Origin of the sequence: Shewanella spartinae, from assembly GCF_019457555.1 — a bacterium.
Classification (GTDB): Bacteria; Pseudomonadota; Gammaproteobacteria; order Enterobacterales; family Shewanellaceae; genus Shewanella; species Shewanella loihica.
In genome coordinates, this window is record NZ_CP080418.1 from 3,260,575 (window position 1) to 3,275,192 (window position 14,618).

Below are 14,618 nucleotides of genomic sequence, written 5' to 3' on the forward strand. Positions count from 1 at the left end.
AACGCTGCGTTAAGGGATGAATGCCGCCCAAACCAACCTTCCGCAAACCACTTTCACCACCAAAAACCACCGCATACCAAAAATGCCACGCGGCATGAATCCCTCTTAAACGCCTTGTTAAGTGTTTCTGCCCACTTGCTTGATACGGGAAGAGTTCAACTGTTTATTAAGCAACCTAATCTCTAGCTCCGTTTTTTCCTTTTGCTTCATTAAAAGCTCATCTTGTAGCGGTTGAATTTTTTTATGCCAGCGATAAAACCCAAAAGCCAACAAAAATAATGACAAAGCTAGAAAGAAGCCAATAGCACTCATATAGGTTTTCTTGTCCGAAGTATCTATCAATTCCTTTGCTTCTAAAACTTCTTTTCGAGCCGATTGCTCTGGCGTTAGTTTAGATAAGGAAGACAATACCTTAAGCTCTACATAGCGAGCATGAGAGTTAGCTTGAAATGTAGAGTAAACGAATAGAAAAAGTGCCATAGTTGAAACTAAAAGTACAAGTCCAAACGTAGCATAGAACTTATATATATTATCTGTAGGAATGGATATCCTTGATTGCAAAATTTTCTCCTTACACTTAACGCCCGCAACAGCGGAATATTTGGAGTGGATTGTTTTGTGGTAGCGTAGCGTTAAACCACAAAACAAGGAACGGAAAATATTTCCGGCTGATTGCGTTTGTTAGCCTTCTGCATCGTCATTGAAGCCTTTAAATTTATAAAAGCTCTGCAATGGTACTTTTTCTACGCCAATTCCCTTTGCAAAACATGTGTCTACAATAATATCAATATCGATAAGCACAATCGACCTTTGGTTTTGGCTCGGCTCAGCCTCTTTAATGGCTTCAGAAGAAAAGCTGTTAGATGTGACGATTACTCCTGTATCAGTATCCCCTTTTAAACCTCTTAGGCGCTGAACTTCCTCGGGGCCAACTTTCTTTACTTTCCAGTGCTTTGCAGAAACTATCGTTTTACTGCTAACCAGTCCACGTTTGTATGCACATTCTGCGTCCTTGCCACCATCCCTTGTTCTCTTGGTAATCTGAATGGAAGAAAACCCTAAGGCATCCAAAATTTGCTCAAGAAAGTTATCTTCAAATTCTTGCCAAGGAAGATTTGATATGGCGTTTCTAAGCTTCGATTTTGCATCTGAGTTCGCCTTTTCAATAATTTCTGGAATTGATTTTTGATAGTCCTCTGTAATAGCTTTTATAGATTTAACTGATTCATTTTTTTCTCTTATCGAAATGTAACCGCGATCTTCCGTGCCATCACCTGAGTGGTTAAATCGAGGTGTTTGTCCTCTAGCATCTTTAGACTGATTATCCCACCTCACGACTGTCGTAACGGCTGAGGGGTGTAAATCTGGCGCATCTTCCTCTTCTGATAGTTTTGCCAAGATGCCGGCGACTTTCATCCGTCTAGCGCCATCCTCTTCGAGAATTCTAAAAATTCTGTCTGCTCTAGTAGTCATTTAGTTATTTCCTAGAATTGTGTGACTGGCTAACAACTTATTAGTGAGACCTTGCAAGGTACGCTACCTTGTAAGGTAGGAGACCAAGCATGTAAATAAGTGGGGGCAGAGTAATCTTATAAAGGAGCTGATTGGCGCATCTGGTTGGCTTTTTCATTCCCTGAATGGCGTAATCGATGTTTGATTCGAGTTGGCCTAGCTCTGTCCTTAATTGGTGATACTTTAATCTATCTCGTCAGGGCTATACAACATGCTAGGTCACATTTAATCAAAGATTTATCTCTAAAAAATAATGAGTTGAACCTATTCGAACCCGAACACCTCCAATCGAAGAAGCGTTGAGATACGGGTGTAAACAAGGTTTTGGCCTTCGAAATCATGGATGATTTCGCAGAGCATCCATGGATGGACTTGCTGCGCGCCAAAAACGTGTTTGCACATCCCTCGCCGGGCAGGCGATAAGTTACAGTGAAGGTTTGACCTTCAAACCCACTTAACAGATGAACATACCGTCAAACGCTACTTAAGCAACAAGGAATTGCCAATCCCTTACCTTTACTCCCCCAAGCTCAGCGTCTGCGATATCACCTCATGTATCTTAAGGTGCAGTGGAGAGTTGCGTCTGGTCTGGGCGAGATAACCATTCACCCTTAGCTGGCGATAATCGGGATTGACTGGCGGCAACTCATAGGTGGTGAGTCCAGGATAGAGGCCGCTGGTCTGCTTGGCCGCAAACAGGATGGCATCGCTCCGCTGCATGGCATGGGCGGCAATCTGCTGGCATTGGGTTCGCAGTGCAATATTGGCCCGAAAGCCGAGCCGCGCATACAACTCGGCCAGATGATTGCGGTATTCGTTTACCCCGGGGATCACCAGCTGAATCAACTGCAGATGATTAATATCGGCCCACTCGCTGCTATGTGACAATACTGGGTGATCTTCCCTGGCGATAATCGCCATCTCGAGATCGCAGAGCGCCCTCCCGCAGAGACTCTGAGGCAGGGGAACCGCTTCGAGCTCAATACCATAGTCGATATCGCCGCTGTTGAGCAGCTCAGTGCTGGTAGGATGCCATTGCTCGATACGCAGGTGGGCCTCGGGAAACGTTTCCCGCAGGGCATCGTGCAGCTCACAACCGAAGATCTCAAGCAGGTAGCCATTGGCGATGATCTTCAGGGTGCCTTGATAGGTGGCCGGCTCGAAGGAGTGGTACTCGAGAAGCACCTGAGACACGGGCGACAACATCTGATCGACGGCATCGGCCAGACGGATTGCCAGCTCCGAAGGCTCGACCCCGTGAGCCTTACGCACGAAGAGCTGATCGCCAAACACCTCCCGCAGCTTAGCCATGCCCCGACTCACGCTGGTTTGCGAGACGTTGAGCCGCTCGGCTGCCTGATGGGTATTGCCGGTTTCCACTATGGCCTTGAGCATCCTGAGCAGGTTTAAATCCAGTTGTTCCAGTAGATTCTGCATCGCCACACCAACTCTTTGTTATGTGAATGTTCATTATTGAATTTCTCTAATTCATACCCCTAAGTCAAGCCGGGCTTTATCTTGTGCCACAGCAATATTTCAAGGTGGGATCAAGATGAAAAAAACCATGCTAGGCCTGAGCCTGGCCTTAGCACTTTTAGCGCCCAGTGACGCCGAGGCGGTGGCCTTTCCCGAGATCACCCTGTTCAAGGGTGGGCCAGGGGTAGACTCGGAGCGCCTATGGTCACAGACCAAATTTATGTTTGGTCTGGGGGTTGGCGTGGCGGGCGGCCTCTATCTGTTGCCTGAGTCTGTGACCAATTGGGACAAGTCGGCACTCGGCAAGGGTGGCCTGGCCAAGAAATGGTGGGAAAACGTCTCAACAGGCCCCGTGTGGGACGACGACCATTGGCTGATCAACTATGTCGGCCATCCCTACTTCGGTGGCGTTTACTATCAGGTGGCCCGTAAGAGTGGTTATGACCAGTTCAACGCCTTCCTGTATACGGCCTTGATGAGCACCTTTTACTGGGAGTATGGCGTCGAGGCCTTTGCCGAGGTGCCCTCGATTCAAGATCTGATCGTCACCCCCATAGGTGGCTGGCTATACGGCGAGTGGGCTTTTCATAAAGAGCAAGAGATCCGCGCCAACGATGGCCTGGTGTTTGGCTCGCAGACCATGGGCGACATCGCGCTGTTCATGCTAGACCCCGTCGACTCCCTGGCCCGGGGGTTCAACAACTGGGTGGGAAGCGACTTCATCAAGACAGACGTCACCCTGCACCTGTCCAACCCGGGGCAACTGCCCACCAGCGTCAGGATGGAAGACACCTACATTGGCCTGCAATTTCACATGAAATTTTAAGCGCCATTTTCAGAGACATTTAAAGAGAAGAGAATGAAACAGATTGCTTTACTCCTGTTGGGGCTCTCGCCCCTTCTGGCTCAGGCCGAGGTGCTTACGGTCGATGAAGAGGCCCACCAATGGGGCCTGGCCATGGGGATCCGTAGCGCCGAGGTACCTTTCTCTGGCGCAGACTGGGTTTCGGATGTGGTCCCCCTGATCCAATATGAGGGGAAATATGGCTATCTGCGCGGCCTGCAGGCGGGCGCCTACCTGTGGCAGGACGAATCCCGGGGGCTTAGCGCAGAAGTACATGGTCGCTTTCGCTTCGTCGATCTGCCTAAGGGGCTGCAAAATCAGCTCCAGGCCGACAGTTTTGACGCTGGGCTTAAGCTCAACTGGAGCCAGGATGCCTGGCAGTTTCATGTGGCGGCGCTGGCCGACAATGATGGCAGGAGCTATCTCAATAGCGGCCTGAGTTACGATTGGCAGCATGACAGGCTGGAGCTCACCCCCTATCTAGAACTGGATTGGCAGAGCCGACGCTTCAACCAACATTACTATGGCTTTGATCAGCTATCGCCTGGCTCGGGTACCAGCATCAGCGGCGGCGTGCGCGGCCGCTGGCACCTGGCCGATAACCTCTATCTGCTGGCTCATGGTGGTGTGTCGCGACTACCGAGCAAGCTGCATGACCTCCCCTGGATAGACAGCCACTATCAGATGGAGACCTTTGTGGGCGTCGGCCTCTTCGCCCCGCCCAAGCGCCGTGGTCACATGGCCGATGGCGACGCCTTCGTGCGCCTCGCCCATGGCTGGGCAACGCCATCCAACCTGGGGGACATTCTTGCCGGTAATGCCAGAAGCGATAGCTATAACAACCAGATGAGTTCGGTCTTTGTCGGTAACCAACTGACAGATAAGCTGTTTGGTCTCCCCTTGTCGCTCTACTTCACCCCAGGGCTGGTCGCCCATCATGGCAGCCAAGTGCAATCCAGCACCTTCGAAGCCGTGGCGGCGGTAAAGCTATTCTGGACCTTCGAGCTAGGCCCAAGATGGCGTTTTGGCGTTGCCGAAGGGTTATCCTACATAGGCGATGTAACCTATATCGAGGGCAGCGAACTGGAAGCCAAGGGCTATCGACCATCGAGGCTATTGAATTACCTCGACTTTTCATTAGAGGTGAATGTCGGCGATCTGCTAAAAGCGCCGTCGCTCTCGCCCCTGTGGCTCGGCTACAGCATCCATCACCGCAGCGGCATATTTGAGAGCAGCTCCATGTTTGGCCGTATCAAAGGCGGCAGTAACTATCAAAGCCTCACCCTGCAGTGGCACTTCTAGACTCATCCCAAGCGGCCAAGAGAATCTCCTGGCCGCTTTCTTTGCGTTACTAGGCAGCATCCCTTCCTCACCAGGCGTCACTCCTTCCTTGCTGGTTTATGCCAATCGCCACCGACCTAGTCACTCCCCATTAGGATTCCATTAGTCACCAGCCTGGCAGAGTGAGCCTGCCAATCAAGATTCGACCTGGTATTGTGATCTTCCTTAGCCCCCTTCTCCCCGATAGATCACCTCTAAGACAGCCTCGTCTAGATAAGTTTTTCTGGCCCCCGCTAAGCGCCGATTAAGCTCAAGCCACGCTTGATTAGGGCTCAGGATAGGACTTCTATATCACGTCGCTTATCAATTGATTGCAGCACATGCAGAGACACTTACAGGTGAAACCAGGCTCGCCACTAAGAGTATGCTGTTCGCGCCTGTAGCCGAGGTCGATAGGCAGACACTAGAACCACTGGCTCGAGTATTGGGAATGAAGAGTGTTAGGAATGAGAAGCAAGGAGTAAGGAGCAAGGAATAAGAAGTGCAGAGTGAGGGGGAAAGCTCCTAAGCCTCGACCATGACATGAGCCAGGCTCGAACTCACTCCGGCGAGATAAAAGCACGACTAGGTAGGAACTAGGTATGAGCTAGGTATGAGCTAGGTAAGAGTTAGATATGAGCTAGGTTAGATGTGAGCTAGATTAGGTGTGAGCCAGATTCGATATAAATCAGGCACCTGCGCAGAATCACAGATAAGACGAAAGCAAAGAATCACCTCCTGCGATGAGAGATGACCTATGTACCCTGAGCTGAACGGCAAACCAGAGTCCATCAGGCCAACATCATTCATCGCCTGAATCAGCCACTAGGAATCAGCCATTAGGAGTCAGCTATCAGGCGTTAGCTATCTGCAATTCTCCTTTAAAGGTTAACCACTAAGTAGAGGAGGCGTTTCGCGGGACGGTTAATGCCATTCAAATTAGGTAAATAGTAAGCCTGCCCCAGAGAGACGGGCGGCCTGGAATACTGGAGCAGAGGTAAGAAAGATGGCTTAGACGCTGGCGGTCTGAGTCAGCAGAAGATGACAGGGAAAGTAAAAGCAAAGCGCTACCATGTTAGAGAAACGAGAAAGCCCCTTAACTATTGCCACTAAATAAATGGGCTTAAGTTAAGGGGCTTAAGTTTAGCGCTTATGTTTAGTGCTGATGTTCAGCGCTTATGTTTAGCGCTTTGGCCCAACCCTTTTACGTTAGGCCATTGCTGAGCTAATGGCTTTTCGGCTTGTCATCCGGCAGCTCACAGCGAAAACTTGCGGCGCTGCGGTCATCGCCCTTGCCATCCCACACGGCAACCTGAGGGTATGCGCAAATTTTTCGGTTGCCCGTGACGCCCTGGCCAGGTGTAAACCAGTGTGCCACCATCTCTTGAGGCTTCTCCTGGCTATCTAGCCATTGATTGGCTTCGGCCATCCAGTCCACCATCCAGGGGCCCGCGCCGCCGGCGCAGTGATCCATACCCGGCAATAAGAAGAGAGCGACATCTTCCGCAGCCTTAGGATCATGCTTTATCACCTCTTGATAGTAGCTTCTGGTGCTGGCAGGTGTCACCGCCATATCGTGTAAGCCATTCCAAATAATGAGTTTTCCCCCCTGCTTTCTAAAGGCCGCCAGATCTGGACTAGTGGCGCTGATGTTGTTCGTCACCCACTGTCCATCTTCACGGATATTGTCGAAGTTATAACTCGCGGCGTCATACTCACCATCGAAGACGAAGTTGCTCATGATGCCATTGCCAAAGGCGTAACCAAAGCTCGGCGTAAGCGGTGGCTGCATATCAGGGTCTATCTGCACGCCCGACTGGAACTGGCTTAAGTCATTGACCGCCAAGCCACCCGCAAGCCACTTGTTGAACATGGCGACACCGGCACCTGGATAGAAACCTTCGGCGATGAGGTTACCCTGGCTGTCATACAGGCCGTTGAAAACCAGATCGAATACCTCAACCTGCTCCGGGGTTAAACACGCCTCATTGTTGCTTGCCGAGCACTGCAATACCTTGAGGTCCAACTGACAGTTCCAGGGCTCACTCAATACATTGGCGTCCAGGCCATCACGATTGCTGCACTGCTGGGCTACGGCACGATTGACTAACTCGATCTCTTTGTCGCCGACGATGGCATGATCTAAGTTGTTAGGGTCGGGAAACATCTTACGGGCAATCGCCGCATGTAACGCGCCCGCGCTCACCGCATAATCGTAGGCCGGCGAGCCCGCGACAATCACATCGTAGTCGGTCGGATAACGCTGAGCGGCGATCAGGCCCTCTCCACCGCCTCTAGAACAACCGAAGAAGAGGTTACGCTGGCTTTCCTGCTGATAATAATGCTGAATGAGCAGCTTGGCATTTTGGGTGGTGAGATGGGTCGCCCGGCCACCAAAATTGGTCAACCGCTCCTCTCTGTAGGGCGTGTTGGCCGCCCAGTTTGACTCGAGCGCATGGGCCCTGTGTCCCGAATCTGTGCCAGCGGTCGCATAGCCCTTATCTGAGGTGGCAAGATGAATCACGTCCACCACAGAGCCCACAAACCCACCGCCGCCGCTCTGGGCGAACATGCCGTTCCAATCATCGGGCAGCGAGACGGTAAAGTTAATCTCTCTTTCAATTACCCCGCTGACCAGGCAATGGGTATCGGTGCGCTCTACCTGGGTATAACGCACATTGTGAAGTATTGGCATAGCCTCTACGCTACACTCGCCCAGGCTAAACTGATGCTTGGCGTCGTTCGATAGCTGCGTCACGCCTGATTGTTCGGCGGCTTGAGTAATCTGAGGCGCTTGTGGCGTGTCGGCGCTGTTACATCCGGCTAGCACGGCAAGGGCCAGCAGACTCATGGCACTGACAGGAAGATTTTTTAAATTTACAAACATAGTGTTACCCGCTTTTTTATGGCTACCGATTAGGGTGGCTCACCAACAGAACTGATTTCTGAAACGAATTATCTCGGTAAAACTAAACCCGGGATATGAATTACAGAAATTCAGATCTGCAGTAGGCTAACGGCCTAGATTTGTCAGATAGGACTCACGGCCCAACAGCAGAGGCTATTGCCCTTCTTGCCATTCGGCGATCACCTCATTGGCGGCGCGAAACGCCTCAACCCCGGCTGGCATGCCGCAGTAGACGGTGGAATGCAGCAGCACCTCTTGGATCTCCTCGACGGTGCAGCCGTTACGCAGCGCGCCGCGTACATGGCCCTTGAGTTCGGTGGAGGCCTTGAGTGCGGCCAGGGTCGCTATGGTGATCAGGCTGCGGGTGCGTCTGTCGAGTCCCTCTCTGGCCCACACCTCGCCCCATGCGTTGCGGGTTACCAGCTCCTGCAGGGGCTGGGTAAAATCGCTGGCCGACGACAGCGCCCTGTCGACAAAACTATCGCCCATCACCTCGCGCCTGATGGCTAACCCTTGATCATACTTGGCCTTATCCATAGAGACTCCTTCTACGTCATGATTATAAACACTCGTTTAAAGTGCTTGTAAAACCGCCAAAGGTCAACCCCATTCCTGAGCCATCAGCCAGAGCTAAGAAGCATCAGCCATGAACCATAATCATGAACTTGAAGATGAGTAATGAGACTAAAGCAGCGAGGGTTAAAGCGGAGGCTTAAACAAACAATAGGAACAAGGTTAAGACTGCAAGGTTAAAGACAGATTAGGGTTCACCTAGTGAACACAAAGTGCAAGAGATAGCGAAGAGTTAGCTGTTGGCGATAAAGGCCAACAGGCTTGGGATAAAGGCTTCCCCCTCACTAAGGCCGCGGCGATAGACAGCTTCGACCTTACTCACGTCCCGCTCCAGACGCGACAGCCCCAGCGGCGTGGCGGGCTGCAACACCAGGGCACTGCCATCGACCTGAGCCTTGGCCAAGTCATCGAGCGCCTGATTGTAGACTTGGTGGCGGGCAAGCAAGGCGCTGGCCACCTTGGGATAGCGGCGATAGAGACGTTTCGCCAGCCATTTGGCCTTGAAAGCCGATTTACGGTAGTCCTGCTCCTGGGTCAGAATCACCACCTGGCGCTTAAAGCCATCTTCACGGGCCTGTGCCAGGGGGATCGGCGCCCCTATGCCGCCATCGAGATAGGGCGTGCCGTCGATGACGGTAGGTTTTGAGATAAACGGCAGGCTGCTCGAGGCAATAAGCACCTCGAGGAAGGTGTCGTGATCGGCAAAGTCCGCCATACCGAAGAAGTCGGTCTCGCCGGTCAGGCAGTTAAAGGCGCCCACCTTGAACTCGGCCTCGCTGCTGGCGAAGGCATCGAAATCATAGGGCACCAGCTCGTGAGCCATGCGGCGATAGGTAAAGTCGGTGTTGACATAGTTGCCGGTGCGCAGCAGGTGCTTGAGCCCCATGTAGCGCTTATCGGCAAGAAAATTCTGTTGGATGGTGAGGTTACGCCCCATCTGACGCGACAGATAGGAGGCGGGATAGATGGCGCCGGCGGAGACCCCCACCAGATACTGAAAATGGATCCCCGCAGCCAAGAAGGCATCGAGCACGCCGGCGGTATAGATGGCGCGCAGGCCACCGCCTTCGAGTACCAAGGCGCAGTTATCCACTCTGAACTCGGCCGCTGCTGTCGTTTCAGAGCCTGGCAAGGGTGAACCTGACATTCCTGATCCCGGTAATTCTGAGTCTTGTAGCGCCGCGCCCAACACAAGTTACTCTTCCGCCTGGATCTGTCCCACCAGGAGTACAGGGGCGGCATCCAGCTCCTGGGCATCCATCATGGAGGCGATACGCTCGACGGACGAGAGCAACTGGCTCTGTTCCCAGTCTTCAAGGTTTTGATAACGCTTGATAAAGTGATCCTGCAGCGGCTTAGGCGCGGCCTTTAAGATCTCGATGCCCGCCTCGCTGAGAGACAGGTGCCACTTGCGCTTGTCTGACACGCTACGAGTTCTCACCACTAGGTCTCGCGCCTCAAGGCGATCGATAATGGTGGCGACCGTAGCAGGGCTGAGCGCCACTTCCTGGGCGATCTCCTTGGCCAGCGGACGGTCGTAGGCGGCAATGGTCTGCATCACCATCAGCTGCGGCCCGGTGAGGCCAGATTGCTTGTTGAGCTGCCGAGAATGTATATCGATGGCGCGGATCACGCGGCGCAGCGAAATCAGTAGTTGTTCGTACTTTTCCATAATCTCCTCTCGTTTCAGCCGCACCATACCAGAAATAATTTCCAGACTCATGCTCTATTAGCAAAAAAGCAATACAAGCTTATCATTTGCTCTGCTTTTGCACTAATGCCAAGGGCTTATCTATGCTGAGGTTTTTTAAATATCGAGAAAGATGGAGCCAGTAGAACGGCTTCAGACCGACGAAAGCTAGCGTATTAGGCGTTAGCTGGCGTCCTGGGCCAGACACTGGCGATAACGCTTGGGGGTGATCTTAATCAGCTGTTTCAGTTCTCGGGTCATATGGGCCTGATCGGCAAAGCCAAGCGCTAAGGCGACATCGGCAAGGGGCGCCAGAGGTGTGAGTTTCAAGGCCTGCAGGGTCTGTCTCGCCCGCATCAGCCGCTGATAATATTTGGGGGTCATCTCGAGATAACGGCGAAAATACCTCTCTACTTGCCGCTGACTCATGACCCCATTCTCAAAGGCCGTCATGTCGGCATCGGGCCTGTCTAGCGCCTGCAGCACTTCTTTGATCACTCGTGGCAATGGCTGGTTTAGCGTCTGATTGGCTCGCAGCCAGCGATAGGTCAGGCTTAACCGCTGACGATGGCCACGACATGCGCGCAGCGATGCCGCCAAGGCCATGAGTTCCGCATGAGAAGTGAGCGGCGTAATGGCCTCCCTCCCCTGCTCGAAGGCGAAACGCTCCATCATCCAGGCCCGCCCGGCGCCGGGCAGGAAACGCACGCCAACGGCGAGGGCGCCGGGCGGCAGCGTCACCCTGGTGGTCTGCTTGTTGACGGGCAGGAGATAGACTCCGGCGGGCACCTCCTGCTCGTCATAACCCAGCGGCGCGCCGAGATTAATCAGCAGGCCGCTGGCAGCATCACTATGGAGCCAGGCATGCAACTCGTCGGCCTCTGCCGGGCGCGAGACAGACCAGATCCCCTGAACTAAGTCAGACAGCGCGCCCTTAGGACAGAAGAGGTGAAAGTCTAAGTCCCTGCTCACGTTTGCTCCCTTTAAATTCTGGTCTCGAAACCTGTCTGTTTAAATAAGGCTAGGCTTGAGCGCCTTACAGAGACGATTCCAACTATTGATCGCGTTGATCCCCAAGGTCAAATCGACCAACAGCTTGTCGCCAAAATAGCGCCGCGCTTGTTCACGGGCCTCGATAGAAATGTGCGGTAATGCCAACTGCTCGGCCCAGGCGAGCGCCTCACGCTCCGCCTCGCTGTAATAGGGTAGACCACGCCAGGCACTGAGACCGACTATCTTGTCCAGGCCAACGCCCAGCTCCAAGGCGACCTTGGTGTGCATCTCAATACAAAAGGCGCAGCCATTTACCTGTGAGATATGCAGTTTCAACAGCTCAAGCTCCGCCAGCCCCAACTTCTCATGGTCACTAAACACCTGCTTTAGATAGTTTTCTTGGTTGTATAAGATGCCGAGGGCCTCTGGCGCCAGCGTCATGTAATCGATACTTGTACTCATTTGGGTTCCTCCGATAGTCGAGTAGCATCAGGATACCCAGCATCTGATTTGCGCTATTGGAGATTTTCGACATCTTGCGAACTTAATGTGCCAATGTGAATGTGGCGAGAGTGGCGACTAGAGTCAAGGTTTCATGGGGTGTTTCGCGTGCCTCGGCGGTAGCAAAAATGCCGACATCTGGTACACTTGCGCCCTCGGTATCAGATCTCAGCTTAGGCGTATACTCATGGGCGACTCCACAACTTCGGCAACCACCTCTAGCAAGGCTCCTCTGGCGGTCGCCAGCATCAGCAGCGAGCAGCTTCATCAGGCGCTAAACGCCCAGAGCGGCGCCGAGAAACGCGCCCTGAGTTACAGCCTGACCATACACCAGCTATTTTGTCAGACCCTGCAGAGTAAGCTGCCGGGCGATCGCATCTTGGCCGACTATTTTCGCGCCCATAAGAAACATGGCTCCAAAGACAGACGGGTGATCCGCGAAACCCTGTTTGGCCTGTTTCGCTGGCATGGCTGGCTCAAATTAATTCCGTTAAAGGGCGACAGCCAGCAGGCTATCACCCAGCAGTGGTTTGCCCAGCTAGCCATGACCGCCGCCCTAGAGGCTCATTCTTGGCAGGATATCGTCTCGGCCTGGCGCGGGTTTGCTGAACTCGATGGGCCAGTAATAAATGCTCAAGCAGACACTGACGATCTTAAGATCAAGCAGGCCATGCTAGCGGCCGCTTTCCCAGCTCAAGCCTTCCCCTTGACCGCACTGGCGCCCGACTGGTTCTGGGCCCATTTCGACCAAGACCTTGAGATGCAAGAGCGCTTAGTAAGCAGCCTAAGCACTCGCCCGCCTATCTGGGGTCGTCTGCAGGGGATCTCCCTGGCTAAGGCCAAGAGCAAGCTGGCGGAGCAGGAGATAGAGGCGAGCGGCAGCGACTACTTCAAAGATGCCATCAACCTTGGCCATAAGAGCATCAACCTCAATGGCGTGGCACTCTATGGCGAGGGTAAGCTGGAGATCCAGGATCTCGGCTCTCAGGTGATAGGCAATATCTGCGCGCCCAAGGCCGATGAAACTTGGTGGGATGCCTGTAGCGGCGCCGGCGGTAAGAGTCTGCAGCTGCGATCGCTGATGTTGCAGCAAGATAGCAAGGCCAGCGGCAGCGTGGTCGCCTCTGACATTCGCCGTAAACCGCTCGAAGAACTCACTAAGCGCGCCAAGCGCGCCGGTTTTAGTCAGATCAGCACCCAGCCCTGGCAGTCGGATGCCCTACCTGTGGCCGCGCAAGCTTTCGACGGCGTGCTGGTCGATGCCCCCTGTAGCTGCACCGGCACCTGGCGACGCAACCCGGATATGCGCTGGCTGGATGACGCCAGTGCCATCACAGACAAGGCGAGCCTGCAGCTGGATATCTTAAGCCGTGCCTGTGAGGCGGTAAGACCCGGCGGCGCTTTGGTCTATGCCACCTGCTCTATCAGCCCGGTGGAAAACCAAGAGGTGGTCGAAGCCTTCCTGGCCAAACGACCCGACTTCAGCCTGCAGACACTGACCCATCCCTTCACCAATGAGGCCACACAGATGCTGACGGTACTGCCCTATCAGGCTGATAGCGACGGCATGTTTGTCGCTAAGATGATCCGCCAGGGCGAGTAGTCTTCCCATCTGTCAACACGCTGCGCCGCTCTCTTGCGGCGTGCTCTTGCTCCGTGCGCTGGCTCCGTGCTCTGGCTCACCGCACAGGCTCAGGGCTGTTGCTCACTGCACCGGCTCCGTGATCTGGCGGCGCACGTGTCACCTGTTCGTCTCATCTCTGTCACCTAAGCGTCATCTTAGCTTCTTACCATGCGACTTCGGCTTGATTAATGACAAGAGGCTGGTATCAGCAGATTAGTCATTGAAATTTAGCCACAAAAGATTAATCACAGAAGATTCGTAACATTAGATAAGTCACAAGCGACAGGTGAGATCATGTCACACTATGATGAATTTGAGATGGCATCGGAGCAGACACCCACTTGGGAATTTGATGCCCAGGATAAGCTACGCAACAAGCGTAGCAAGCAGAGACGTCGCCATCAGGCAAACCAACCAAAGCGTTATGACCATGATGACGAGTTTGACGAAGAGATCTGGCGCTAGCCACTCTTGAGTAAATACCTCGCTCAGATGAAAGCTTGGGTGAGCGTAAGATCCGGCTCACCCAAGTTGCCGAGCGGCTAATCGCCGATTAGAAGTGGGCGCTGGCGCCGATATAGAAACCACTGTCGAAGGTGTTATCGGGGCGATTATCGTACTGCAGGCGAATGTTACGGTAGCCGGCAAACAGCCCCAGGCTGGGGTTGACCTGAAACTGTATCTTGCCATCCAGCTCGTACTGGCCATCGATGCTGCCGAAACTCAGCACGGAAGGCGCATAGTAGGCCGAGGTCTTAAGGGCAATGTTTGAGCCCAGATCCAACGAGTAACGACCACCGATAGCCACCACGCTGCCATTACTGCTGTTTTTCGCCCAGTAATGGGAAAACTTTGGCCCTATCTCGAAGTGATGCACCCCGGCATCGTGACTCATATGGGCCGCGGCCGAGACAGCGTGCCCCTCATGATTGGAATATAGATACCCCATCACCAGATTGGCCGACGGATTAAGATCCATCTGCAGGTCCGTCGAGATCACATCATCATTAATTCCAAGATTAAAGTCGTTGGCCTGGGCCGTGAGGCTCAGGGTGCCTAAGAGCAGTAGCGCAAATTTGGTTTTCATCTTCACCCCTTAGAATACGGTTTTTATTCGGCCAAGAGGGTATCAGACTGTATTTTCGCTCACCATTAAATATGCTTCATCAAATTGTTT

At 53.2% G+C, this 14,618-nt stretch carries 14 protein-coding genes; 4 read left to right on the forward strand and 10 right to left on the reverse strand.

Features of this window, described 5'->3' with window-relative positions:
- Nucleotides 1–117 precede the first annotated feature (117 nt).
- From K0I31_RS14195 to K0I31_RS14205, 3 genes are all read right to left on the reverse strand, one after another.
- Nucleotides 118–561, reverse strand: coding sequence for a hypothetical protein (locus K0I31_RS14195; protein ID WP_220078808.1), 444 nt, complete (start codon nt 559–561; stop codon nt 118–120).
- Between the two features lie 120 nt (nt 562–681).
- Nucleotides 682–1,473, reverse strand: a complete 792-nt coding sequence (locus K0I31_RS14200) for a restriction endonuclease (RefSeq protein ID WP_220078809.1) — start codon at nt 1,471–1,473, stop codon at nt 682–684.
- Nucleotides 1,474–2,028: 555 nt separating this feature from the next.
- On the reverse strand, nt 2,029–2,949 hold the full coding sequence (locus tag K0I31_RS14205; protein ID WP_258406652.1) for a LysR family transcriptional regulator: 921 nt from the start codon (nt 2,947–2,949) through the stop codon (nt 2,029–2,031).
- Between the two features lie 115 nt (nt 2,950–3,064).
- Between K0I31_RS14205 and K0I31_RS14210 the strand changes: the two genes are divergently transcribed.
- Complete coding sequence (locus K0I31_RS14210; protein WP_220078811.1) at nt 3,065–3,814, forward strand: DUF3943 domain-containing protein; 750 nt, start codon at nt 3,065–3,067, stop codon at nt 3,812–3,814.
- A gap of 33 nt (nt 3,815–3,847) precedes the next feature.
- A complete protein-coding gene (locus tag K0I31_RS14215) occupies nt 3,848–5,134 on the forward strand; it encodes a MipA/OmpV family protein (protein WP_258406506.1) in 1,287 nt (428 codons plus the stop codon).
- 1,243 nt (nt 5,135–6,377) lie between these two features.
- Here K0I31_RS14215 and K0I31_RS14220 read toward each other — a convergent pair.
- The 6 genes from K0I31_RS14220 to K0I31_RS14245 all read right to left on the reverse strand — a co-directional run bounded on the left by K0I31_RS14220 (nt 6,378) and on the right by K0I31_RS14245 (nt 11,778).
- Nucleotides 6,378–8,039, reverse strand: coding sequence for a tannase/feruloyl esterase family alpha/beta hydrolase (locus K0I31_RS14220; protein WP_220078812.1), 1,662 nt, complete (start codon nt 8,037–8,039; stop codon nt 6,378–6,380).
- Nucleotides 8,040–8,213: 174 nt separating this feature from the next.
- Complete coding sequence (gene pcaC / locus K0I31_RS14225; protein ID WP_220078813.1) at nt 8,214–8,597, reverse strand: 4-carboxymuconolactone decarboxylase; 384 nt, start codon at nt 8,595–8,597, stop codon at nt 8,214–8,216.
- A gap of 268 nt (nt 8,598–8,865) precedes the next feature.
- Nucleotides 8,866–9,726, reverse strand: coding sequence for a patatin-like phospholipase family protein (locus K0I31_RS14230; RefSeq protein WP_220080865.1), 861 nt, complete (start codon nt 9,724–9,726; stop codon nt 8,866–8,868).
- Nucleotides 9,727–9,828: 102 nt separating this feature from the next.
- Nucleotides 9,829–10,305 carry a MarR family winged helix-turn-helix transcriptional regulator gene (locus K0I31_RS14235; protein ID WP_011866533.1) on the reverse strand — a complete coding sequence of 159 codons (477 nt, stop codon included), beginning with the start codon at nt 10,303–10,305 and terminating at the stop codon, nt 9,829–9,831.
- A 201-nt stretch (nt 10,306–10,506) separates the two neighbouring features.
- Entirely contained in the window at nt 10,507–11,295 is a 789-nt protein-coding gene (locus tag K0I31_RS14240; protein WP_220078814.1) for an AraC family transcriptional regulator, read from the reverse strand.
- Between the two features lie 39 nt (nt 11,296–11,334).
- Nucleotides 11,335–11,778, reverse strand: coding sequence for a carboxymuconolactone decarboxylase family protein (locus K0I31_RS14245; RefSeq protein ID WP_220078815.1), 444 nt, complete (start codon nt 11,776–11,778; stop codon nt 11,335–11,337).
- 226 nt (nt 11,779–12,004) lie between these two features.
- Between K0I31_RS14245 and K0I31_RS14250 the strand changes: the two genes are divergently transcribed.
- Entirely contained in the window at nt 12,005–13,420 is a 1,416-nt protein-coding gene (locus tag K0I31_RS14250; protein ID WP_220078816.1) for an RsmB/NOP family class I SAM-dependent RNA methyltransferase, read from the forward strand.
- Between the two features lie 315 nt (nt 13,421–13,735).
- Nucleotides 13,736–13,906, forward strand: a complete 171-nt coding sequence (locus K0I31_RS14255) for a hypothetical protein (protein WP_190272391.1) — start codon at nt 13,736–13,738, stop codon at nt 13,904–13,906.
- A gap of 88 nt (nt 13,907–13,994) precedes the next feature.
- Here K0I31_RS14255 and K0I31_RS14260 read toward each other — a convergent pair whose 3' ends face one another.
- The gene (locus K0I31_RS14260; protein WP_220078817.1) at nt 13,995–14,528 is read right to left on the reverse strand and encodes a YfaZ family outer membrane protein; all 534 of its coding nucleotides are present in this window, start codon (nt 14,526–14,528) and stop codon (nt 13,995–13,997) included.
- Nucleotides 14,529–14,618: the final 90 nt, after the last annotated feature.

Coding starts and splice junctions, on each gene's coding strand:
- K0I31_RS14200 (WP_220078809.1), bottom strand. CDS start 1,473: ATGACTACTAGAGCAGACAGAATTTTTAGAATTCTCGAAGAGGATGGC.
- K0I31_RS14205 (WP_258406652.1), bottom strand. CDS start 2,949: ATGCAGAATCTACTGGAACAACTGGATTTAAACCTGCTCAGGATGCTC.
- K0I31_RS14210 (WP_220078811.1), top strand. CDS start 3,065: ATGAAAAAAACCATGCTAGGCCTGAGCCTGGCCTTAGCACTTTTAGCG.
- K0I31_RS14215 (WP_258406506.1), top strand. CDS start 3,848: ATGAAACAGATTGCTTTACTCCTGTTGGGGCTCTCGCCCCTTCTGGCT.
- K0I31_RS14220 (WP_220078812.1), bottom strand. CDS start 8,039: ATGTTTGTAAATTTAAAAAATCTTCCTGTCAGTGCCATGAGTCTGCTG.
- pcaC (WP_220078813.1), bottom strand. CDS start 8,597: ATGGATAAGGCCAAGTATGATCAAGGGTTAGCCATCAGGCGCGAGGTG.
- K0I31_RS14235 (WP_011866533.1), bottom strand. CDS start 10,305: ATGGAAAAGTACGAACAACTACTGATTTCGCTGCGCCGCGTGATCCGC.
- K0I31_RS14245 (WP_220078815.1), bottom strand. CDS start 11,778: ATGAGTACAAGTATCGATTACATGACGCTGGCGCCAGAGGCCCTCGGC.
- K0I31_RS14250 (WP_220078816.1), top strand. CDS start 12,005: ATGGGCGACTCCACAACTTCGGCAACCACCTCTAGCAAGGCTCCTCTG.
- K0I31_RS14255 (WP_190272391.1), top strand. CDS start 13,736: ATGTCACACTATGATGAATTTGAGATGGCATCGGAGCAGACACCCACT.
- K0I31_RS14260 (WP_220078817.1), bottom strand. CDS start 14,528: ATGAAAACCAAATTTGCGCTACTGCTCTTAGGCACCCTGAGCCTCACG.